The following is a 21235-nucleotide window of genomic DNA, read 5'->3' as shown; positions in this document are numbered from 1 at the left end:
CATGACTGAAATCCATGCGTCGCTCAAGACCAGTACGCGCAAGTTCTCGCTCAACTGGGGTTACCTCAACGCGATCGCCAGCGGCGTCTCCGCGATCGACCTGGGCGCGCTGGCGCTGCGCAACCTGCGCGACGCGCGCCAGTTCGTGCTGGAATACGGCTTCGACCTGGACCAGCCCGCCGCCCCCGGCGTGATCTGCCGCGCCCACCGGGAGGCGGTGGCCTTCATCGCCAGCAGCTTCCTCGAACCGGGCCAGGTGGCGCTGATCCCGCGCGAGGTCAGCCATCCGGAGGATCCGCTGCAACTGCTGGTGTACGCCTCGCGCCGCGGCCAGCAGTCCGACACGCTGCGCATGTGGTCGTGCGCCGTGCTCAAGGTCATGCACGGCATCTTCTACATCGACAACAACCTCAAGCTGCGCCACTTCAACACCATTCGCGAGCAGGTGTTCGCCACGCTCGACGAGTTGATCCATTGCGACGAGGGCCACTACTTCCTGCGCCACGGCGACACCTGCCTGCCGCTGCTGCACTTCGACCGCAAGAACAACAAGGGCCGCAACAGCATCCTGCTCAAGCTGCTGCAAAAGGCCGGCTACCTGGCGGCGGACGTGTACGACCACCTCGGCGTGCGCATGATCTTCAACACCCGCTTCGAATGCCTGCTGGCGCTGCAGACGCTGCAGCGAGCGCACCTGCTGTCGGTGACCAACGTGGATTCCCAGCGCACCCGCAACACGCTGCTGGACATGGACGCGGCCAAGCAGGTGTTCGTCAAATACCGCGCCATGCTGGACCGCAGCGAGGATTATCCCGCCGAGCTGCTGCAGCGCATGGACGCGGAACTGCTCGCCATTTCGGAGGCGCAGACGCGCACCAGCAACCCGCACAGCGGCGAGGGCTTCAGCAGCATCCAGGTCACCGTGCGCAAGATGATCCACCTGCACGCCGACGACGTCGGCGGCGCCAGCCTGCCCGCCTACGCCGCCCAGGAATCGGGCGAGGACGGTCCCGCCGAACCGGACTACGACGTGGGCTTCTTCTTCGAATACGAGATCCAGCTGATGGACAAGGCCAGCCACGACCGCAGCCTGAGCGGACCGGCCAGCCACGAGGCCTATAAACGCCGCCAGGTGGACACGGCGCGCGTGCGCGTGTTCGGCCGCGAGCTGCTGCGCTGGATCGCCGGCCAGCCCGCCGCGACGCCGCCGGCGCCCGCCCCGGCGCGCACGGTTGACGCGGCTTTGTTGACATAGAGCAATTGCGTTGATACATTGAGCGTCGACCCTGGACGCCCGAGCCAGCGGCGTCAGCGAGGAGCGCGGTGCATGAACGGGTTCGACCCAGCCCGGCTGGACGAGGTCCTGCGGGATTTCGCCGCCGACAAGGCCAATTTCCACAGCCTGCTGGTGGAGCGGCGCGGCGTCATGGTGGCCGAGGCCTACAAGCGCGGGCGCGACCACGCGCCCTGGTCGCCTTTCCGGCGCGACGTGGCCTTCGACGCCGACACACGGCACGACATGCGCTCCGTCAGCCGCACCGTCACCGGCCTGCTGTGGGGCATCGCGCAAGGCCAGGGCCTGTTGCCGGGGCTGGACACGCCGGTCGCCGGCCTGTACCCGGAATTGCGCAAGCTGGCGCAGCGCAGGCGCGGCCTGATCACCATCCGCCACTTGCTGACCATGACCTGTGGCCTGTCCTGGAACGAGATGCACGCCTCCAGCGCGCTGAACGACGAGCTGCGCCTGCACTGGCGCGCGCCCGCGCCCTATCTGTTCTTCCACCGGCTGGCGTCGCCGCCGGGCATGCGCTTCAACTACAACGCCGGCTGCACCGCCGTGCTGGGACAGCTCCTGGCGCGCCACACCGGCGTGACGCTGCCCGAGTTCGCGCGTACGCAACTGTTCGAACCGATGGGCATCACCGACTGGGTGTGGGACAAGGACCTGCGCGGCCGGCCGCTGGCGTTTTCGGGCCTGCACATGCGGCCGTCCGACCTGGCGCGCCTGGGGCGCATGGTGCTGCGGCAGGGCCAGTGGCAGGGGCGCGCCATCGTCCCGGCGGACTGGCTGGCGCAAGCGACCCGCGCCCACATCGACACCGGCGACGGGCGCCAGTACGGCTACCACTGGTGGCTGGGCAAGGTGGAGGCGCTGGGCGGCAAGCACCCCTGGCACGCCGCGTTCGGCAACGGCGGCCAGCGGCTGTACCTGGTGCCGTCGCTGGACCTGGTGGTGGTGATGACGGCGGGCGACTACAACAAGGCCGAGATCGGCCAGCAGTGCAGCCAGTTGCTCAAGCGCGTGGCCGGCGCCATCCTGGACTGAGAGGCTGGGAGTCTTTCGATCATGCCCGCTCATCACGCCAGAAAAACTCCCAGCCTCTGAGGTCCGCGAACGGCGGCCGCGCGGCCACGCTTCAAGCCTATTTCGCCGCCACCGGGCCGCCCGCCTTGGCGCCGCCGGCCGGATAGTGGCCCAGCGCCGTCAGCGCGTTGCCGAACCCCGTCAGCGACACCGGCAACAGCATCTGCTTGCCGCCCTGCTGCAGGAAGGCGAGCTGCGCCATCTTGCCGTTGCGCCACAGCTTCAGCACCTCCGGCGACAAGCGCCCCACCGCCTCGCAGCGCTGCTCGTTGCAGTCGCTGATGGCCAGGCGCATCTCCGGCTGCGCGTCGATCTTGACGCCGATGCCGGCCTTTTGCACGGCGGCCGGCGAGAAGCGCGCGCGCATGGTCGGCACCTTGGACGAATCGCCGTAGTCGACCGAGACGCCCAGCACCACCCGCGCCTTTTGCGGGTTGGTGTAGACCAGCTGCGAGATCATGCAGCGCTCCTCCGGCTGGCCCGCTTCGTTCTTCGAGACGGCGCAGGTCAGCCCCCAGGAATCGAAGCGCGCCTCGCGCGTGACGCGCGGCTTCTCGGCCAGCGCGAGCTTGCCAGCCTGGCCGGCCTGGCCGATCTGCGCGGCATGCGCGGCCTGGCCGGCTTGCGCGGCTTGTCCGGACTGGCCGGCTTGGCCGGCTTGGCCGGCGGCGCTGGCGTCGGCCAGGCCGGCGGCGGCCGCCAACGCCAGCACCAGCAGCAGCGCGCGGCCGGAACCGGCCAGCGGCGTGGCCGGGGCGAACCTCGCCGTCACCTTCACGGACGGCCCGCCTGGCGCTTGCGGCGCGTCAAGCCCAGCGCGGTGGCGCCCAGCAGCATCAGCGCCAGCGAGGCCGGCTCGGGCACGTCCTGGGTCAGCGGCAGCTGGGTCATGTCGACCGTGCCGGGACCGGCGAAGGTCAGGCCGGTGACGAAGGCGGTCGGATTGTTCGGATCCAGGCCGGCGGCGGCCTCGATGTCGGTCAGGCGGAAGCCGTTCACGCCGGCCGGGCCGAAGTCGAAGATGTCGCCCGGCAGTACGATGCCCAGCAGGATGTCGTCCAGCGAGCGGATCTCGTAGCCGTCGGTGTCGCCGGCGACCACCGGCAGCAGCGCGCTGGTGATGTTGGGGCCGGAGTTGACGCGGTATTCATAGCCGACCGCCACCACCGGATCGATGAAGATGCGCTGGTTCAGGTTGATGTTGAAGTTGAACTGGTAGCCGGCGTCGGTGACGATGGTGGGCATCAGCGGCGCGGCGGCGCTGGAGCCGTCGGACAGGGCGCCGTTGCGGATCGCCATGGTCCACACGCCGGGCGTGGTCTCGCTGACATTGCTGGTGTTGACCAGGTCCAGGATGTCGCCGGTCAGCGAGCCGGGCAGCGTGAAGAAGTGGTTCTGGTCGCCGGCGTCGTAGCCGGCCTGCGCCGGTTTGCCGCCCAGGCCGGCCACGCCGCTGCTGGCGTCGCCGGTGGTCCACTCCAGCTTGTTGTAGCGGAATTCGACGTCGAAGTTGCCGGCGCCGGTGTCGGCGCGGTTGAACAGCGTCATCTGGAAATCGTTGAGCTTGTCGCTGTGGGTGTTGTAGTAGCCGACGTTGTTCCACGTCACCACCACCGTGTTGGCGTCCGGCGCCGCGGTGTAGACGGCGCCCGTGCCGCGGGTGTCCACGTCGGCCCAGAACGGCGCGATGATGGGCTGGTTGGCGATCGGGAACGGGCTGGGCGTGAACGTCGACAGCGCGGCGTTGAACGACACGTTGCCGTTGTTGTTGACGAAGAACTTGTCGTAGTTATGGCCGAAGAAGTTCAGCGCGAAAGGCAGGTTCAGCTGGTTGGACGAGCCGTCGTCGTTGGCAGGCTGGGTCAGTTCGCCGTAGCCGGCCACGCCGCCGAAACCGCTGCGCAACGGCGCCGCGCCGGCCGACTGCAGGAAGCTGGCGCTCACCAGCAAACCCGCCAACAGGAAATTTACTTTCTTCATAGTCACCCTTAGTGGAAATGTGAAACTTTTTGTTTGGAAACTGTTACAAAGTGATGATATTAGCAAGATTAGTGCCAATACCACGATTTTGATCCAAATCAAATACTTATCATTTCCACAATGCCGCCGGTGTAAAGAAAACCGACACCACCGCCGAAAATAGCCCAGGGCGCTTATTCCCCCGCGGCAAAAAGCGCCCAGGGCCATTTTCGCCGCGCGGACGGCGGCATGCGCCCCGGCGCCCGATTCCCCCGCGATCCGGCCCAGGGCCATTTTTTCCGCGTGGATAAATACGCCCTGGGCTATTTTCGGGGGGACGGGTGTTTTTGCTTTTTATTTAAGTGTTACTTGGATACAATTAAATCCCTGATCCTTACGACGCGGATGCTTTCTTGATCGATGGCCGTTTATCGCTGACCACTCCGGAGGGCATCCGGCTGCTGCTGACGCCGGCCGGACCCGCTCCGCGCGCGTGGGCCTGGGCCATCGACCTGGGCCTCTGGCTGGCCTTCATGCTGCTGCTTTCCTTCGTGCTGCCCGGCAGACTGGGCAAGGGCCTGTACGCGCTGCTGCTGTTCCTCAGCTATTGGGGCTATCCCATCCTTTGCGAGGTGTATTTTCGCGGGCAAACGGTGGGCAAGCGCGTGATGGGGCTGGAGGTGCGCCGCGCCAACGGCCTGCCCGTGGGCTGGCGCGAGTCCGTGCTGCGCAACCTGTTGCTGGTAGCCGATTTCCTGCCGCTGATGTACGCGGCCGGCCTGCTGTCCATGCTGTTCGATTCCCATTTCCGGCGCCTCGGCGACATCGTGGCCGGCACCCTGGTGGTGTACCGCGACAAGCGCCCGGCGCCGCCCGCCGCCCGCCCCGGCGCCGTGCCGGTCCCGCCCGCGCCGCTGCCGTTTCCGCTGCCGCCCGAGCAGCAGCGCGCGCTGGCGGACCTGTTCGAGCGCGAGCACGAGCTGCCGCGCGCGCGCCTGGTGGAGCTGGGCGATATCGCCGAACCCTTGACGGGCCTGCGCGGCGAGCCGTCGCTGGAACGGCTGCGCGCCTACGCGGCGGGGTTGCGGCAATGAAGCAGCAGCGATTCGAGCTGGAACACGCGGCGCTGTGGGAGGACATCGCGGCCATCCTGGAGAACCGCTCCGAGCGGCCGGCCGCCCTGCCCGAGTTGTACCGCCGCCTGGCGCAGTGCCAGGCGCTGGCCGGGCAGCGCGGCTATTCCCCGGCCTTGACCGACTATCTGCACGCGATGGCGGCCGAGTGCCATCTGCGCCTGTACGGCGCGGTGGCCGAGCGCCCGCGCGCGCTGACGCGCTGGATGCTGGTGGATTTCCCGCGCCGCGTGCGCGCCGAGTGGCGGCTCTTCCTGGCCGCGTCGCTGGCGTTCTGGGGCGTGGCCATCGTGCTGGGGCTGCTGGTATGGCGCCATCCGCAATCGGCCTACAGCTTCATCGATCCGCATCAGCTGGACCAGTACCGCCGCATGTACAGCCCCGGCAACATCCGCATGGGGCGCGGCGGCAGCGAGGGCGACATGCTGATGTTCGGCCACTACATCTGGAACAATGTGTCGATCGGCTTCCGCACCTTCGCGGCGGGCCTGTTCGCCGGCCTGCCGGCCCTGCTCAGCCTGACCTTCAACGGCCTGCACGGCGGCGTCATCGCCAGCTGGCTGAGCATGGACCCGGCCACGCGCCAGAACTTCTGGTCCTTCGTGGTGACCCACGCCAGCTTCGAGATCACGGGCCTGGTGCTGTCCGGCATGGCCGGCATGCGCCTGGGCCTGGCCCTGCTGGCGCCGGGCCGCCTGAGCCGGCGCCACGCGCTGTTCGCGGCCAGCCAGGCCATGTTCCCGGTGATCGTGGGCGCCGCCCTGCTGACGGTGCTGGCGGCCTTCGTCGAGGCCTTCTGGTCGGCCAGCACGGCCATCGCGCCCGGCGTCAAGTACGCCGTGGGCGGCGCGTGCTGGGCGCTGGTGATCGCCTTCCTGCTGTTGGCCGGGCGCGCGCCGCGCGGAGCGTCCGATGCGGCTTGAGCACCTGCGGATCGCGCTGCGCCCGCGCCCCGCGCGGCAGGCGCTGGACCTGGGCTTCGCGCTGCTGCACGCGCGCGCCGGCACGGTCTACGCCAGTTGGCTGGCGCTGTGGCTGCCGCTGTGCGCCGTCGCGGCGGCGCTGACGCTGGCCATGCCCGGGCACGCCTTCCTGTGGATGCTGCTGCCATGGTGGCTGCGGCCCCTGCTCGAGCGCGCGCCGCTGTATGTGATGTCGCGCCAGGTGTTCGGCGAACACGTGACGTGGCGCCAGGCGCTGCGCGCGTGGCCCGGGCAGCTGGGCGGCGGCTGGCTGCGCATGCTGACGTGGTGGCGCCCCTTCATGGCGGGACGCGGCCTGTACCAGCCCGTGTGGCAGCTGGAGAACGCGCGCGGCGCGGCGGCCGACGCGCGGCGCGCCGTCATCGGCCGCAACGGCACCGGCCGCGCCGCCTACGGCTTCGGCCTGGCCTGCGCCCATTTCGAGGCGGTGCTGCAGTTCGGGCTGGTCGCCTTCATCGGCTCCTTCGCCAGCGAGAACCAGTTCGAGCTGTTCGCCTTCATCGGCCGCGGCGGCGACCGCACGCTGCTGTCGCTGCTGCCGGTGACCCTGCTGTGCGCGAGCGGCGCCATCATCGGCCCGATCTACGCGGCCTGCTGCTTCACCCTGTACCTGAACCGCCGCGCCACGCTGGAGGCCTGGGACATCGAATTGACGCTGCGGCAGATCGAGCCGCCCGCCGCGCGGCGCGACGCGGCGCAGGCCGGCCGCGCGCTGCCCGCGCTGCTGGCCGCGACCGCGGTGCTGGGCGCGCTGCTGTCGCTCCTGCCGGCCGCGGCATCGTCGTCGTCGGCGGCGGCGGTGGCGGTGTCGCCGAACACGCCGCGCTGCGAGGGCGAGAAGCTGGTGCATCGCCCGCTGAACCAACTGGGCCCGCCGCACGACGCCGCGCAGGCCGCGCTGCACAAGGAACTGGAACAGCTGTACGACAGCGAGGAACTGCGCGGCTACGTGTGCGAACAGAGCTGGGAATTCAAGGAGCCCGGCAAGCCCCGCCAGCCCGCCAAACCGGGCAGCATGCCCAACCTCGCCCTCGCGGCCCTGGTGGCGAAGTGGCTGCTGATCGCCGGCGCCGTCGCCGTGGCGGCCTGGATGCTGTACCGCTACCGGGACAAGCTGCGCTGGCTGCTGCCGCCGCCCGCGCCCGCGTTGGCGACCGAGATCGGCGGCCTGGACATCCGCGCCGAGAGCCTGCCGGACGATGTCACCGGCACCGTCCGCGCGCAGTGGGACCGCGGCGAGCGCCGCGCCGCGCTGGCCCTGCTTTACCGCGCCACCTTGTCGCGGCTGGTGCAGCGCCACGGCCTGCAACTGGCGCAAGGCGCGACCGAGGGCGATTGCCTGCGCCTGGCGCGGCGGGCGGCGCAACGCGGCGAGCTCTCCGAGGCGCGCTGCGGGGTGGCCGACACCGCCACCACGTTGTGGCTGAACGGCGCCTACGGCGGCCGCTGGCCGTCGGCGGACGCCGTCCATGCCGCCTGCGCCGCGTGGGACGCCCAGTTCCCCCGCGGCGCCGGGAGCGCGGCGTGAGCCGGCGCGGCGTGGCGATCGCGCTGGCCTGCGCGGCGCTGGCGGCGGCCGGCTCCTGGCTGTGGCTGGACCTGATGGAGCGCGTGTGGCGGCCGGCGCAGCGCATCCATCCCGAGTCGGTCAGCAATCCCATGCTGGCCGCCAGCCGCCTGCTGGAGCGGCATGGGCGCAAGGTGCTGGCGTACAAGCAGCTGGGCGACGTGGACCTGCGGGCCATCCCGGACGGCATGCTGGTCCTGGCCGACAACACGGGACAGATGAACGACGCGCAGGCGGCCCAGTTGCTGGCCTGGGTCGCGCGCGGCAACACGCTGCTGGCGCAGCCGCACTGGTCGGGCCTGCCCGGCCTGCGCGGCCTGCCGGTGCCGGTGGGCGAGCCGCCACAGCGCGCGACCGGCGGACGCAATCCCTTGCGCCAGCTGGCCGAGCCCGACCCGATCGGCGCGCACCTGGGCGTGTCGCTGAGCTACCGCAGCAAGCTGCGCGCCGGCTGCGAGACGGACGCCATGCCGCCGCTGCCGCCCGAGGAAGAGGACCAGGAAGAAGACCAGGACGAGGACGGGGACGCGCCCGCCGCCATCCCGGTGGACAGCCAGGGGCCGCGCCAGCTCACCTGCGTCACGCTGCCGGGCGGCGCCTATCCGTTGACGCTGGAAACCGGCGGCGAGGTGCTGACGTCCGGGCCGAAGGCGCGGCAAGCGCTGTGGAGCGACGTGGACGGCATGGCGGTGCGCGTCCACGCCGAGGGCAAGGGCCACCTGGTGCTGCTGTCCGATAACTACTTCAACAACTACCGGCTGGGCCGCCGCGACCACGCGGAGCTGCTGCTCGGCCTGGCCGCGCTGAACCCGCGCGCGCCGCGGGTGCTGATCGTGCGCGACCTGAGCGCCGTGCCCTGGTATGCCGCGCTGTGGCGGGCGGCCCACCTCTTCCTGGGCGCGCTGGCGGTGCTGCTGTCGCTGGCCTGGTGGCGCGCCGCGCGCCGCCACGGCCCGCTGCTGCCGGAACCGGCCACCGAGCGCCGCGCGCTGCTGGAGCATATCGAGGCCAGCGGCAACTGGCTGTGGCGCGCGCGGGGCGGACGCGAGGTGCTGCTGGCGGCGGCGCGCCAGGAAACCCTGGCGCTGCTGCGCCGCCGCGCGCCCGAGCTGGAGCGGTTGGGCGACGCGGAGAAAGCGGCGCGCCTGGCGCGCCTGTGCGGACTGGAGGAGATCGCGCTGCGCGAGGCGCTGTTCGGTCCCGCCGCCGCGCAAGCGGCCGCCTTCACGCGCCAGATCCAGACACTTCAACACATCAGGAAGCGATATGAACGACATTGAGAACGGCGACCCATCGGGCGTGGAACCGGGCGCGGAATCCGGCATGGAACCAGGCATCCCCGCCGAGCGCCTGCGGCAGGCGCTGGACATCGTGCGCCGCATGGGCGCGGAGATCCGGCGCGCCGTGGTCGGCCAGCAGGAGGTGATAGACCAGGTGTTGGCCTGCATGCTGGCCGGCGGCCACGTGCTGATCGAGGGCGTGCCCGGCCTGGGCAAGACGCTGCTGGTGCGCGCGCTGGCCAAGACCTTCGCGGGCGACTTCTCGCGCATCCAGTTCACGCCGGACCTGATGCCGGCCGACGTCATGGGCCACGCGGTGTTCGACCTGAAGAACCAGACCTTCAGCGTGCGCAAGGGGCCCGTGTTCGCCCACCTGCTGCTGGCCGACGAGATCAACCGCGCGCCCGCCAAGACCCAGTCCTCGCTGCTGGAGGTGATGCAGGAGCGCCAGGTGACCATCGAGGGCGAGTCCCATCCGCTGGCGCCGCCCTTCATGGTGCTGGCGACCCAGAACCCGCTGGAGAACGAGGGCACCTACCCGCTGCCCGAGGCGCAGCTGGACCGCTTCCTGATCAAGGTGCGCATCGGCTATCCGTCCGAGAGCGAGGAGCAGGAGATGCTGCGGGCCGTCACGCGCAACCGCGTGGGCGACGCGCTGGACGTGGCCGCCGTGGCCACGCTGGTGAAGCCGGACACCGTGGCCGCGCTGCAGCAGCTGGTGGCGCGCGTGCGGGTGGACGACAGCGTGGCCGCCTACGCGGTGCGGCTGGTGCGCGCCACGCGCGACTGGCCCGGCATCGCCATCGGCGCCGGACCGCGCGGCAGCATCGCGCTGGTGCGGCTGGCGCGCGCCATGGCGCTGCTGGCGGGCCGCGACTACGCGACCCCGGACGACATCAAGCAAGCCGGCCTGCCGGTGCTGCGCCACCGCATCGCCATCTCCCCGGAGAGCGAACTCGATGGCCTGAGCGCCGATCAGTTGCTGACCGCGCTGCTGCAGCAGATCGCCGCGCCGCGCGCATGACGCCTTCGAGCAAGCTGCTGCGGTGGGTGCTGGGCTGGGTCGCGTGCGGCCTGGCGGCCAGCCTGCTGCCGGCGCTGGCGCCGCTGTACTGGGCCGCTGGCGGCGCGCTGCTGCTGGCCGCCTGCGCCGACGCCTGGCGCGGCTGGCGCGCGCCGCCGCTGCGGGTCGAACGCCAGTTGCCGGGCGTGCTGCCGGTGGACCAGTGGCACACCGTCACGCTCACGGTGCGCAACGCCGGCGCCCTGCCCGTCCGGCTGGAGATCTTCGACGACTACCCGGCCGCCTGGGACATGGAGGGCCTGCCCTGCGCGGCCGACATCCCGCCCGGCGAATGGCGGGCGCAAGGCTACCGCGTGCGGCCGACCCGTCGCGGCGACGACGTCTTCGGCGCGCCGCACCTGCGCGTGGCGACGCCGCTGGGCCTGTGGCTGCGCGGCCACCGCCTCGGTCCCGGGCAGAACGTGAAGGTGTTCCCCGACTTCTCCCGCATGCTGGGGCAGACGCTGATGGCGACCGACCGCCGCGCGCCCGCCGCCGGCGCGATCCGCAAGCGCCGCCGCGGCGAAGGCACGGACTTCCGCCAGCTGCGCGAATACCGCCAGGGCGACAGCCTGCGTTCGATCGACTGGAAGGCGACCGCGCGCCAGCGCAAGCCGATCAGCCGCGAATACCAGGAGGAGCGCGACCAGCAGGTGGTGTTCCTGCTCGACTGCGGCCGCCGCATGCTGGCGCGCGACGACGGCGCCAGCCACTTCGACCACGCGCTGCAGGCCGTGCTGACGCTGGGCTTCGTGGCGCAGAAACAGGGCGACGCGGTGGGCTTGATGAGTTTCGGCGGCGAGCCGCGCTGGCTGGCGCCGCACAAGGGCCGCGCCGGTTTCGACCACCTGCTGGCGGGCGTCTACGACCTGCAGCCGGGGGAGGCGGCGCCCGACTACACGCAGGCGGCGGGCGCGCTGATGCGGAAGCTGGGCAAGCGCGCCTTCGTGGTCTTGATCACCAACCTGCGCGACGAGGACGACCTGGCCATGCGCCGCGCCTGCGAGCTGCTGGGATCGCGCCACATGGTGCTGTGCGCCAGCCTGCGCGAGCGCGCGCTGGACCGCGCGGCGGCGGCCGACGCCGCGGACTTCGCCGGCGCGCTGCGCCAGTCCGCCGCCCTCCACTACCTGCTGCAGCGGCGCGAGGCGATCCAGCGCCTCGGCCTGCGCGCCTCGGGACTGATCGACGTCCCGCCCGAGCAGCTGAGCGCCTCGCTGATCAATCGATACCTGGACATCAAGGAAAGCGGCCAACTGTAGGCGTATTCACAGCCGGCCGCTGGACGACCCCGCGTCCATCCGCTCCTGCGCCAGCTTGATGGCCGGGTACATGACGGCCACCGTCCCGCCGATGATCAGCAGTGGCAGCAGCAGCCCCACGATCTTCACCAGCACCGGGTTCGGCGCGGGCGGCGGGCCGTAGTCGTTCGCGCCCTCCGAGCCGCCCGCGAAGGCCAGGTACAGGCCGACGAAGAAATTGACGACCGGGATGACCAGCAGCAGCACCAGCCAGCCGCTGCGATTGACGTCGTTGAAGCGCCGCTTGGCCCACGCCAGGCTCAATCCCAGCACCGGGATGTAGAACACGATCGACAGCAGCATCTCCCACGAGGCGGGGTCCGGCAGGCGCCTGGCCACCGACAGCGCGGCGCCCGCCAGTCCCAGCACCACCATCGACAGCAGATAGGCGCAGCACAGGTAGCTCAGGTAGCGCAGCCGGCCCAGGCGCCCCTTCCAGGCGAACACCCTGGGCTGGTAGGTGTCCCCCGGCGCGTCGGACAGGGCGGCGCCGGGCGCCAGGTAGGGGTTGCTCACGATGTTCTCCCGTTCCATCACTTGCCGACGCTGAACTCGCCGTAGGCCTTCAGCTGCTCGGCCACGGCGGCCGGATCGCCGACCACCACGATGGACTGCGACTCGGGCGCGAAGTACTTGCCGCCCATCTCGCGCACCTGCTCCGCCGTGACCTTCTGGATCCTGGGCACGAACTCGCCCAGGAACTCCGGCGGCAGGCCGACCAGCCAGTTGTTGGCCAGCGAGCCGGCCACGGCGCGCTGCATCTGGTTCTGGATCAGGTAGCTGCCGGCGACGTAGCGCTTGTTCATGCTCATCTCGTCCTCGCCCACCAGCTCCGCGCCCAGCCTGCGGTATTCCTTGAAGTACTCGGCCAGCGCGGCGCCGGTGACCTCGTTGCGCACGTCCGCGCCGCCGACGATGGCGCCGCCGTCGCGGTACATGCGCGCGCCGGCCGAGGCGCCGTAGGTGTAGCCCTTGTCCTCGCGCAGGTTGAGGTTGACGCGGCTGCTGAAGCCGCCGCCCAGGATGGTGCTGGCCAGGCGCAGCGGCACCTGGTCGGCCACGCTGGCGGCCGCGCCGGGACGGCCCAGGCGCACGGTGGACTGCACGCTGCCCGGACGTTCGAGCAGTTGGCGCACCGGCTCGGCGGCGGCGCGCGCCGGCGGCGTCTCCGGCAGCGCGGGGCCGGCGGCCTTCCAGTCGCCGAACGCGGCCTCGGCCAGCTTCATGGCCTCGGCCTCCTTGATGCGGCCGGTGATCACCAGCAGCGCGCGGTCGGGACGGAAGCGCTTGGCGTGCTCGGCGCGCAGCAGCGCAGCGTCGACCGAAGCGATGGCCTCGGCCGTGGGGTTGGTGCGCCCGTACGGGTGCTCGCCGTAGACGGCCTTCGACAGCGCGCGCTCGGCGCGGTAGCCGGGCTGGGTCTCGGCCACCTTCAACGCCTGCAGCGCGTTGGCCTTGGCCAGCTGCACCTCGGCCTCGGGGAAGGACGGCTGGCGCGCCACCTCGGCCAGCAGCGCCATCATGGGCGCGGCGCCGGAGGCCAGCGCGTTGGCCGAGACGGTGATGCCGTCGTGCGCGGTGCCGGCGCCCACGCCGCCGCCCAGGCCCTGCCCCGCCTCGGCGATGGCGCGCGAGCTGCGCTTGGCCGTGCCTTCGCTGAGCAGCGTGGCCAGCAGGCTGGCGAAGCCGGGATGCCCGGCGTCGTCGGCGGCGTAGCCGGCGCCGCGCACGGCCAGCACGTAGTCCACCCGTGGCAGGCCCTGGCGCGGCACCACCCACACCTCGAGCCCGTTGGCCAGCGTCTTGCGCGCGATGCTGGGCACCGGCAGCGGCTTGTCGGCGCCGTACGGCGGCAGCTTGGACGCCTGCGCGGCCGGTTCGGCCTTCGGCGTGGCGGCCCGCAGGGCCGGGACGCACAGCGCGCCGATGACGGCGGCGAGTATCAGTTTTTTCATCGTGGCGGTTCCTTATTTGGTGGCGGCGGCGGGGGCGGCGGCGGGGGCGGCGGCGGCGGCCGGCGCGGCCAGCATGGCGGCCGGCTTGCGGTCGATGACGGTGCGGTTTTCCCTGGTCAGGTAGGCGGCGGCGACGCGCTGCACGTCGGCGGCGGTCACGGCGTCTATCCACACCGGGATCCGGTTCACCACCTTGGCGTCGCCCCACAGCGCCTGCAGCTTGGCCAGCGTGTCGGCGCGGTTCATATAGCTTTCCAGCTTGTTGTACCAGTCGGCCAGCATGCTGGTCTTCACGCGCTTCAGCGTGGCGGCGTCCACGCCGTCCTTGGCGATTTTCGCGATCTCCTCGTCCATCGCGGCCAGCATCGCGTCGGCGCTGCTATTGGGCTTGTACAGGCCGAACACGGTGAACAGGGTCGGGCCGTCGTATTCCCACGGCCCGGTCAGGCCCCACAGCGGCTGCACGTTGAGCGCGATCTCGCGGCCCTTCACCAGCCCCTGGTAGAACAACGAGGCGTCGCCGCCGGCCAGGATCTCGCCCAGCACGGCCATCGGCGCCTGGTCCTTGCTGCCGCGCGCGGGCATCTTCCACGCCGCCGCGACGGCCGGCACCTGGGCCAGCGCGTCGGACTGCGTCACGCGCTTCTCGCCGGTGTGCAGCTTCTCGCCGAAGTCGCCCGACGGCGGCGTGGCGCGCTTGGGAATCGCGCCGAAGTATTTCTTCGCCAGCGCGTAGCCCTGCTCGGGCGTGACGTCGCCGGCGATGGCCAGCACCGCGTTGTTCGGGCCGTAGTAGTCGCGGTGGAAGCCGCGCACGTCCTCCAGGTTGGCGCCCTCCAGGTCCTCGAAGCTGCCGTAGCCGTCGTGGTTGTTCTCCCATTTCTGGAACGCCTGCTGGTTGATGTCGAGCCACATGAAGCCGCCGTAGGGCTGGTTCTTCACGTTCACGCGGATCTCCTCCTTCACCACGTCCTGCTGGTTCTTCAAGGTCTTCTCGTTGAAGTCCAGGGTCTTCATGCGGTCCGCCTCCAGCCACAGGATGGCGTCCAGCGCCGAGGCCGGCGCGGTCTCGATGTAGTTGGTGAAGTCGGGCCGGGTGGAGCCGTTGTTGCGCCCGCCGCCGGCGGTGATGGTCTTGTCGAACACGCCCTTTGGCGCGTTCGGCGTGCCCTGGAACATCAGGTGCTCGAACAGGTGGGCGAAGCCGGTGCGGCCCTTCGGCTCGAGGCGCATGCCCACCCGGTACACCACGCTGACACCGACCGTGGGCGAGCCGCGGTCGGGGGTGACGACGACGGTCAGGCCGTTGTCCAGCTTCTTCACGTGGACCGGCACATCCCAGCGGTCGACGCCGGCCGCGTGGGTGGACAGGGGCAGGGACAGCGACGCTGCCGCCAGCAGGACGGAAAGTTTGCGCAGGCGCATAAGGTTGGCTACCTCGTATGGGTTGATCGGACCGGTGTGTGATGGAATGCCATACCGGAACACCGATTCTGCGCCCATTGTGGCGAAACTGGCAAGTTTGGCGCGGCGCGGCCGTCTGGTGCAGCATGAAAGTGAGTGCTAAAAAGCAAGTCTTATGATGACATCCGCATCGATTGGAGTTACCATCGCTGGCACGCTGTGTGCACCGCACCATCTGTAGGAGGGCCGATTTTGGCTGTGCAAAACGAAGTAGCCCATTGGCGGGCGCAGATTTTCATGCGCATACTGCAGGTGGTGCTGGCGCTGGGCCTGGTGACGGCCCTGCCCAGCATCGTCCTCAGTCTGTCGGAGGGCATCTGGTCGATCGCCGTCATCGACGTGCTGGCCATCGCCTGGATCGCCGGCATCTGGCGCCTCACACACGTTTCCTACCGCGTCCGTGTACTGAACTTCCTGGCCGTCACCTTCCTGGTCGGCATCGGCCTGATGGTCAAGATCGGCCCGCTCAGCCAGATCTACCTGGTCGCCGTGCCCATGCTGGCCGCGCTGCTGCTCGGCCTGCGCGCCGGCATGTGGGCGCTGGCCGTCGACGCGCTGGCGCTGGGCCTGATCGGCTACGCCAGCAACACCGTGGGCGAGGACACCTGGAACGCCGCGGCCATGCTGCAATGGGCCGTCATCACCCTCAACTACGTGTTCATCATGGCGGTGCTGACCCTGTCCTGCGGCGTGCTGCTGCAGCGCCTGGAGCGCTCGATCGGCGACCTGCAGGGCCTCAACGAGGAACTGCGGCTGACCTCCACCGCCGTGGCGCGCCTGAACGACATGGTCATGATCGCCGAGGTCACGGACGACGAGCACCGCATCATCTTCGTCAACAAGGCCTTCGAGCGCCGCACCGGCTACCAGCGCGAGGAGGTGCTGGGACGCAGCCTGCGCCTGCTGAAGGGGCCCGACACCTCGGCCGGCACGCTGGAGCGCATCGCCAAGGCGATGTCGCGCAGCGAGGCGGTGCGCGCCGAGCTGCTGAACTACACCCGCGGCGGCGAGGCCTACTGGGTCGAGACCGAGCTGGTGCCCTTCGCCGACGAGGGCGGCAACAACACCCACTGGGTGGCCGTGGAGCGCGACATCACGGAGCGCAAGAAGTCCGAGGACGACATCCACCGCCTGGCCTACTTCGACGTGCTGACCGGCCTGCCCAACCGGCGCCTGCTGATGGACCGCATCGACAAACTGCTGGCCAGCTCGGAGCGCGGCCACACCTACAGCGCGGTGATGTTCATCGACCTGGACAACTTCAAATACATCAACGACGCGCGCGGCCACGCGATCGGCGACGCGCTGCTGAAGAACGCGGCCGGCCGGCTGGAGCAGCTGATGCGCAAGGCCGACACGGTGGCGCGCATCGGCGGCGACGAGTTCGTGGTGCTGCTGGCGCACCTGGGCAGCGGCCACGCCGCCGCCGCGCACGCCGCGCTGGTGGTGGCCGAGAAGATCCGCCTGTCCATCGCGCAGGACTTCCTGATCGAGGGCCAGAACTACAGCTCCTCGGCCAGCATCGGCGTGACCCTGCTGCCCAAGGGCGGCCAGAGCGCGCACGACCTGCTGCGCGAGGCCGACATCGCCATGTACCGCGCCAAGGCCGACGGCCGCAACGGCATCGCCTTCTTCGAGGCCGGCATGCAGGCCGAGGTCGAGCAGCGCCTGAACATGGAGCGCGACCTGGCCCTGGCCATCGACGCGCAGCGCCTGTGGCTGCACGCGCAGCCGCAGGTCGATTGCGCCGGCCGCGTCGTCGGCGCCGAGCTGCTGATGCGCTGGCAGCTCGACGACGGCGGCTGGGTGCCGCCGTCGCAGTTCATCCCGCTGGCCGAGGAGTCCGGGCAGATCCTGCAGCTGGGCGCCTGGGCGCTGCGCCAGGCCTGCGGCTTCGTGCTGGAGCTGGTGGCGGCGGGCCACGCGGTGCCGCTGTCGGTCAACGTCAGCCCCAACCAGTTCCGCCAGCCCGATTTCGTCGAGCAGGTGCGCGCCGTGCTGGCCGAGACGGGCGCGCCGGCCAACATGCTGATCTTCGAGGTGACCGAGGGCCTGCTGGTGGAGAAGATGGAAGAGACCATCGAACGCATGCACGCGCTGGCCGCGCTGGGCATCCGCTTCTCGATCGACGATTTCGGCACCGGCTATTCCAGCCTGGCCTACCTGAAGAAAATGCCGCTGTACGAACTGAAGATCGACCGCAGCTTCATCCAGGACACGCCGGCCGACCCCAGCGTGACGGCCATCGTGCAATCCATCCTGGCGATGGCGCACCACCTGGGCTTGCAGGTGGTGGCCGAGGGCGTGGAGACGCGGGCGCAGGCGGACTTCCTGGTGGCCAACCGCTGCCAGGGCATGCAGGGCTACCTGTTCGCCCGCCCGCAACCGTTCTCGATGCTGCTGTCGTCGCTGCAGCCGCAGCACGCGGCGGCTTGAGCGCCGCGTCCGGGTCGCCCCGCTTTTACTTCTTCAGGTAGCCGTCCAGCCAGTCCAGCACCGTGTGGTGCCACAGCACCGAGTTGGCCGGTTTGAGCACCCAGTGGTTCTCGTCCGGGAACACCAGCAGCTTGCTGTCGATGCCCTGGCGCTGCAGCGCGGTGAAGGTGGACAGCGCCTGCGCGGTGGGAATGCGGAAGTCCAGGTCGCCCTGGATCACCAGCATCGGCGTCTTCCACTTGGCCACGTGGTGCACGGGATTGAACTTCTCGTGCCCGTCCACCGCCTTGTGGTACGGACCGCCATATTCCCACTCCGTGAACCAGATCTCCTCGGTGGAATAGGCCATGCCGCGCGTGTCGAACACGCCGTCGTGGTTGACGATGCACTTGAAGCCGTCGGACCAGTTGCCCTCGATCCAGTTCATCATGTAGCCGCCGTAGGACGCGCCCAGCGCGCAGGCGCGGCCGCGGTCCAGCCACGGGAACCTGGCTACCGCCGCGTCCATGCCCTTCTTCAGGTCCTCCAGCGGCTTGCCGCCCCAGTCGCCGCTGATCGAGTCGGTGAACTTCTGGCCGTAGCCGGTGGAGCCGTGGAAGTCGATGAACACGGTGGCGTAGCCGGCGCCGGCGTACACCTGCGGGTTCCAGCGGTAGCTCCACGAGTTGCCGAAGCTGCCCTGCGGGCCGCCGTGCACCAGGAAGGCGACCGGGTACTTCTGGCCCGGCTGCGCGTTCCACGGCTTCATCACGTGGCCGTACACGGTTTCGCCGTTGGCGCCGGCGAAGGAGAACTGCTCGTACTCGCCGAAGCGCACGTCGGCCAGCGCGGCCTCGTTCACGCTGGTGAGCTTCTCGGCCTTGGCGCCGGGTGTTCCCGCGGAAGCCAGCTTCTGCCTGTACAGCTGCGCGCCCGAGGCCAGGTTGGCCTGCGCCATCACCAGCGTGTCGCGCGCCACCGAGAAGGCGCTGACGTAGCCCGGGCCGCTGACCGGCGTGGCCTTGCCGCTGGCCGCGTCGATGCTGAACAGGCGGTGCTGGCCGACGTCGTCGGCGACGGCCAGCAGGGACTTGCCGTCCGGCGCCCACTGGAAGTCGGCGACCGAGCGGTCCCACGCGTCGGTGAGCGCGGTCTTGCGGCCGGTGGCCACGTCCATCAGCACCAGGTGGAAGCGGTCCGCCTCGAAGGCCGGGCGCTTCATCGCCACGTAGGCCAGGGTGCGGCCGTCCGGCGAGTACTGGGCCTTGGCGTCCCAGGCCGCGTTGTCGGCGGTCAGGTTGCGCGGCTCGGCGCCGCCGGCGGCGGGCACCGTGTAGACGTCGAAATTGGTGGACCAGGCCTCGGTCTTGCCGGCCAGGCGCACGGAAAAGGCCAGGGTCTTGCCGTCCGGGCTGTAGCGGTATTCGTCGCGGTCGCCGAAGGGCTTGGAGGGCACGTCGCCGTCCAGTTTGCCGCTCAGGCTGACCGGCGCGGCGCTGACCTTGCCGTCGGCGTCGATGGGCGCGCTGAACAGCACGGCGTTGCGGCCGTCGGCCCAGGTGTCCCAATGGCGCACGAACAGGCGGTCGTAGACCTTGCCGGAGGCCTTGTTCGCGGCCTGCTTGTCCAGGCGGGCCTTGGTGCAGGCCAGGTCGGCGCAGTCGCGGAACACCGCCAGGCTGAAGGCCAGGCGGTCGCCCTGCGGCGACAGGCGGAAGTTGTCCACGTCCAGCGGCAGGTCGGTCACCCTCGCGGCCTCGCCGCCGGCCAGCGGCAGGCGCCACACCTGCGAGCTGCCGGAGCGGGCCGACAGGAAGTAGAGCGCGTCGCCGGTCGGCGACCATTCCGGATCGCTGCTGCTGGCGTCGGCCTGCGTCAGGCGTCGCGGCACCGGTTTCGCGGCGCGCAGATCGATCATCCACAACTGGGTGTTGCCGCGGTTCTTGTCCATGTTGGTGGAACGCACGGTGTACACCACCTTGGACGCGTCCGGCGACAGCGCGGGGCTGCCGACGCGCTCCATCCTCACCAGGTCCTCGACCGTGAAGCCGCGCGGCGCGGCGTGGGCGGGTTGGACACCGGACGCGGCAAGCGCGGCCGCCAATACAAGCAGACGTAATTTCATTCGGGGGTCTCTCCGACATGGTTATCAAAAGTGCCGGCTCGTGGCCGGCAGCCGAACATGATACCAAGAAATCGGAGGCGCAAAGAATGCCGCCGAACCTCGCGGCCCGGCGGCGAAGGGAGACTGCGCGGACGACGGACCCGTCCGCGCACTGCTACACGGCAGGGTGGAACGCGCTAGCGGCGCGCCACCAGCAATTCGTATTCGACCGGCCGTCCGGCCACCTCCGGCGTGCGGGCCAGCAGCAATTCGCCGCCCAGCTCGCCGCTGTCCAGGCGCTCGAAGCGCATCCGCATTTGCCGGTCCAGCGCCACGAAGGCGCCGCGCGGGGCGGCGGCCAGCTCGTGCCGGTCGCCGTCGTCGATCTGCGCGTACATGCGCTTGCCCTGCGCCACCAGGTACAGCGTCTTGCCGTTGGCGAGATCGTAGGCGCCCTGGTACATGCCGAAATCGATGTCCCGCATTTTCAGCGCGCGCTCCGGCAACTCGATGGACTGGGTCCGGGCCGGGATGGTGACGGGATCCAGCACCCGCGGCGCCTGCGCCAGCGCGGCCGCGGAAAGCATGCTCAACACCGGTAACAGCATCGGATTCTTCATGATGGTTTCTCCGTCTTCCGCGTCGCGGGACCGGGGCTTCGGTCCCGCTAAAGTTCATCATAGACAGCTTTGCGGAGCTTGCGTCATAGTATTTTTCTCACTCAAACCAGGCGGGAATAGACGATGTGCATGCCGCCGGCCGGGGCTGGCCGCGCTGGGCTAAAATATGCCGCATGAACATTTCCCTCGAAAATCCGGACCAGCCGGACGTGATCGCCCTGATCGGCGAACTGGACGACTACCTGTACTCCCTGTACCCCGCCGACAGCGTGTACGCCCTCGACATCTCCTCGCTCGCGCGGCCGGAAGTGCTGTTCGCGGTGGCGCGCGACGCGGACGGCGCGGCGATCGGCTGCTGCGCGATGCTGGTGACGCCGGAGTATGGCGAGGTCAAGCGCATGTACGTGCGGCCGGCCGGGCGCGGCAAGGGCGTCGCGCACAAGCTGCTGGACCTGCTGGAGGCCGAGGCCGGCACGCGCGGCTGCGCGCGTTTCATGCTGGAGACGGGGCCGTCCAACCCGGAGGCGCTGGGCCTGTACAAGCGTCGCGGCTACACCGAGCGCGGCCCGTACGGCGACTACCCGGACGACCCGTACAGCGTGTTCATGGAAAAGGCGGCGTGACGGTGGACCGGGACAGCCTGACCGAGTTGCGCGACCTGGCGCGCGCCTTCGCGGCCGAGCGCGACTGGGGCCCATTCCACACGCCGAAGAACCTGGCGATGGCGCTGACGGTGGAGGCGGCCGAGCTGGCCGAGCACTACCAATGGCTGCCGACCGGCGCCGACCACGAGCTCGACGAGCGCAAGCGCGAAGGCATCCGCCACGAATTGGCCGACGTGCTGCTCTACCTGATCCAGCTGGCCGACCAGAGCGGCGTCGACCTGCGCGCCGCCGCTCTGGAGAAGATGGAACTGAACCGCCTCAAATACCCCGCCGACCAGGTGCGCGGCGACGCCCGCAAATACACCGAATATTAATTAACACTTTTACATCGGTGTCAGGCGCGACATTCGGACATTCGGAC

General features: G+C 70.0%; 18 protein-coding genes. 11 read left to right on the top strand and 7 right to left on the bottom strand.

What is annotated here, in order from left to right:
* Position 1 precedes the first annotated feature (1 nt).
* Positions 2 to 1255, top strand: coding sequence for a TIGR04552 family protein (locus tag BM436_RS11020; RefSeq protein WP_093555570.1), 1254 nt, complete (start codon positions 2 to 4; stop codon positions 1253 to 1255).
* 72 nt (positions 1256 to 1327) lie between these two features.
* A complete protein-coding gene (locus BM436_RS11015; RefSeq protein WP_093555569.1) occupies positions 1328 to 2326 on the top strand; it encodes a serine hydrolase domain-containing protein in 999 nt (332 codons plus the stop codon).
* Positions 2327 to 2423: 97 nt separating this feature from the next.
* Here BM436_RS11015 and BM436_RS11010 read toward each other — a convergent pair whose 3' ends face one another.
* Both BM436_RS11010 and BM436_RS11005 read right to left on the bottom strand, forming a co-directional pair.
* The gene (locus BM436_RS11010) at positions 2424 to 3143 is read right to left on the bottom strand and encodes an invasion associated locus B family protein (RefSeq protein ID WP_093555568.1); all 720 of its coding nucleotides are present in this window, start codon (positions 3141 to 3143) and stop codon (positions 2424 to 2426) included.
* Positions 3140 to 4345, bottom strand: a complete 1206-nt coding sequence (locus BM436_RS11005; protein ID WP_093555567.1) for a nidogen-like domain-containing protein — start codon at positions 4343 to 4345, stop codon at positions 3140 to 3142. Before BM436_RS11005 ends, BM436_RS11010 begins: the two co-directional genes overlap by 4 nt.
* Positions 4346 to 4737: 392 nt before the next feature.
* Here BM436_RS11005 and BM436_RS11000 point away from each other — a divergent pair, with 392 nt between their 5' ends.
* The 6 genes from BM436_RS11000 to BM436_RS10975 are packed head-to-tail and all read left to right on the top strand — an operon-like array spanning position 4738 to position 11612.
* Positions 4738 to 5418 (top strand): RDD family protein, encoded by a 681-nt coding sequence (locus tag BM436_RS11000; protein ID WP_218164835.1) that lies wholly within the window; start codon positions 4738 to 4740, stop codon positions 5416 to 5418.
* Complete coding sequence (locus BM436_RS10995; RefSeq protein WP_093555566.1) at positions 5415 to 6380, top strand: stage II sporulation protein M; 966 nt, start codon at positions 5415 to 5417, stop codon at positions 6378 to 6380. Before BM436_RS11000 ends, BM436_RS10995 begins: the two co-directional genes overlap by 4 nt.
* Positions 6370 to 7968 (top strand): DUF4129 domain-containing protein, encoded by a 1599-nt coding sequence (locus BM436_RS10990; RefSeq protein ID WP_093555565.1) that lies wholly within the window; start codon positions 6370 to 6372, stop codon positions 7966 to 7968. The genes BM436_RS10995 and BM436_RS10990 overlap by 11 nt, the downstream gene beginning before the upstream one ends.
* Positions 7965 to 9287: a DUF4350 domain-containing protein gene (locus tag BM436_RS10985; RefSeq protein ID WP_093555564.1), complete on the top strand. Its 1323-nt coding sequence runs from the start codon at positions 7965 to 7967 to the stop codon at positions 9285 to 9287. The genes BM436_RS10990 and BM436_RS10985 overlap by 4 nt, the downstream gene beginning before the upstream one ends.
* A complete protein-coding gene (locus tag BM436_RS10980) occupies positions 9274 to 10311 on the top strand; it encodes an AAA family ATPase (RefSeq protein WP_177307116.1) in 1038 nt (345 codons plus the stop codon). The genes BM436_RS10985 and BM436_RS10980 overlap by 14 nt, the downstream gene beginning before the upstream one ends.
* Positions 10308 to 11612 carry a DUF58 domain-containing protein gene (locus BM436_RS10975; RefSeq protein ID WP_093555563.1) on the top strand — a complete coding sequence of 435 codons (1305 nt, stop codon included), beginning with the start codon at positions 10308 to 10310 and terminating at the stop codon, positions 11610 to 11612. The genes BM436_RS10980 and BM436_RS10975 overlap by 4 nt, the downstream gene beginning before the upstream one ends.
* A gap of 6 nt (positions 11613 to 11618) precedes the next feature.
* On the opposite strand, the gene BM436_RS10970 is transcribed toward BM436_RS10975, so the two are convergent.
* From BM436_RS10970 to BM436_RS10960, 3 genes are read right to left on the bottom strand one after another with little or no spacing between them, the layout of a single operon-like run.
* Complete coding sequence (locus BM436_RS10970; protein WP_177307114.1) at positions 11619 to 12167, bottom strand: DUF805 domain-containing protein; 549 nt, start codon at positions 12165 to 12167, stop codon at positions 11619 to 11621.
* A 17-nt stretch (positions 12168 to 12184) separates the two neighbouring features.
* Positions 12185 to 13606 carry a M16 family metallopeptidase gene (locus tag BM436_RS10965; protein ID WP_093555561.1) on the bottom strand — a complete coding sequence of 474 codons (1422 nt, stop codon included), beginning with the start codon at positions 13604 to 13606 and terminating at the stop codon, positions 12185 to 12187.
* Between the two features lie 12 nt (positions 13607 to 13618).
* Positions 13619 to 15031: a M16 family metallopeptidase gene (locus BM436_RS10960; protein ID WP_093555560.1), complete on the bottom strand. Its 1413-nt coding sequence runs from the start codon at positions 15029 to 15031 to the stop codon at positions 13619 to 13621.
* 198 nt (positions 15032 to 15229) lie between these two features.
* Here BM436_RS10960 and BM436_RS10955 point away from each other — a divergent pair, with 198 nt between their 5' ends.
* The gene (locus tag BM436_RS10955; RefSeq protein ID WP_371859632.1) at positions 15230 to 17506 is read left to right on the top strand and encodes a putative bifunctional diguanylate cyclase/phosphodiesterase; all 2277 of its coding nucleotides are present in this window, start codon (positions 15230 to 15232) and stop codon (positions 17504 to 17506) included.
* A 25-nt stretch (positions 17507 to 17531) separates the two neighbouring features.
* Here BM436_RS10955 and BM436_RS10950 read toward each other — a convergent pair whose 3' ends face one another.
* Positions 17532 to 19610 carry a S9 family peptidase gene (locus tag BM436_RS10950; RefSeq protein WP_093555558.1) on the bottom strand — a complete coding sequence of 693 codons (2079 nt, stop codon included), beginning with the start codon at positions 19608 to 19610 and terminating at the stop codon, positions 17532 to 17534.
* A 176-nt stretch (positions 19611 to 19786) separates the two neighbouring features.
* The gene (locus tag BM436_RS10945) at positions 19787 to 20209 is read right to left on the bottom strand and encodes a hypothetical protein (protein ID WP_093555557.1); all 423 of its coding nucleotides are present in this window, start codon (positions 20207 to 20209) and stop codon (positions 19787 to 19789) included.
* 173 nt (positions 20210 to 20382) lie between these two features.
* Here BM436_RS10945 and BM436_RS10940 point away from each other — a divergent pair, with 173 nt between their 5' ends.
* Together BM436_RS10940 and BM436_RS10935 are read left to right on the top strand one after the other, a co-directional pair.
* Positions 20383 to 20832, top strand: a complete 450-nt coding sequence (locus BM436_RS10940; RefSeq protein WP_093555556.1) for a GNAT family N-acetyltransferase — start codon at positions 20383 to 20385, stop codon at positions 20830 to 20832.
* A complete protein-coding gene (locus BM436_RS10935; protein WP_093555555.1) occupies positions 20829 to 21188 on the top strand; it encodes a nucleotide pyrophosphohydrolase in 360 nt (119 codons plus the stop codon). The genes BM436_RS10940 and BM436_RS10935 overlap by 4 nt, the downstream gene beginning before the upstream one ends.
* Positions 21189 to 21235: the final 47 nt, after the last annotated feature.

Source organism: Pseudoduganella namucuonensis (assembly GCF_900116645.1).
Lineage (GTDB): Bacteria > Pseudomonadota > Gammaproteobacteria > Burkholderiales > Burkholderiaceae_D > Rugamonas > Rugamonas namucuonensis.
The sequence above is the reverse complement of the archived record's forward strand: the minus strand, read 5'-3'. Positions and strand labels throughout refer to the sequence as shown.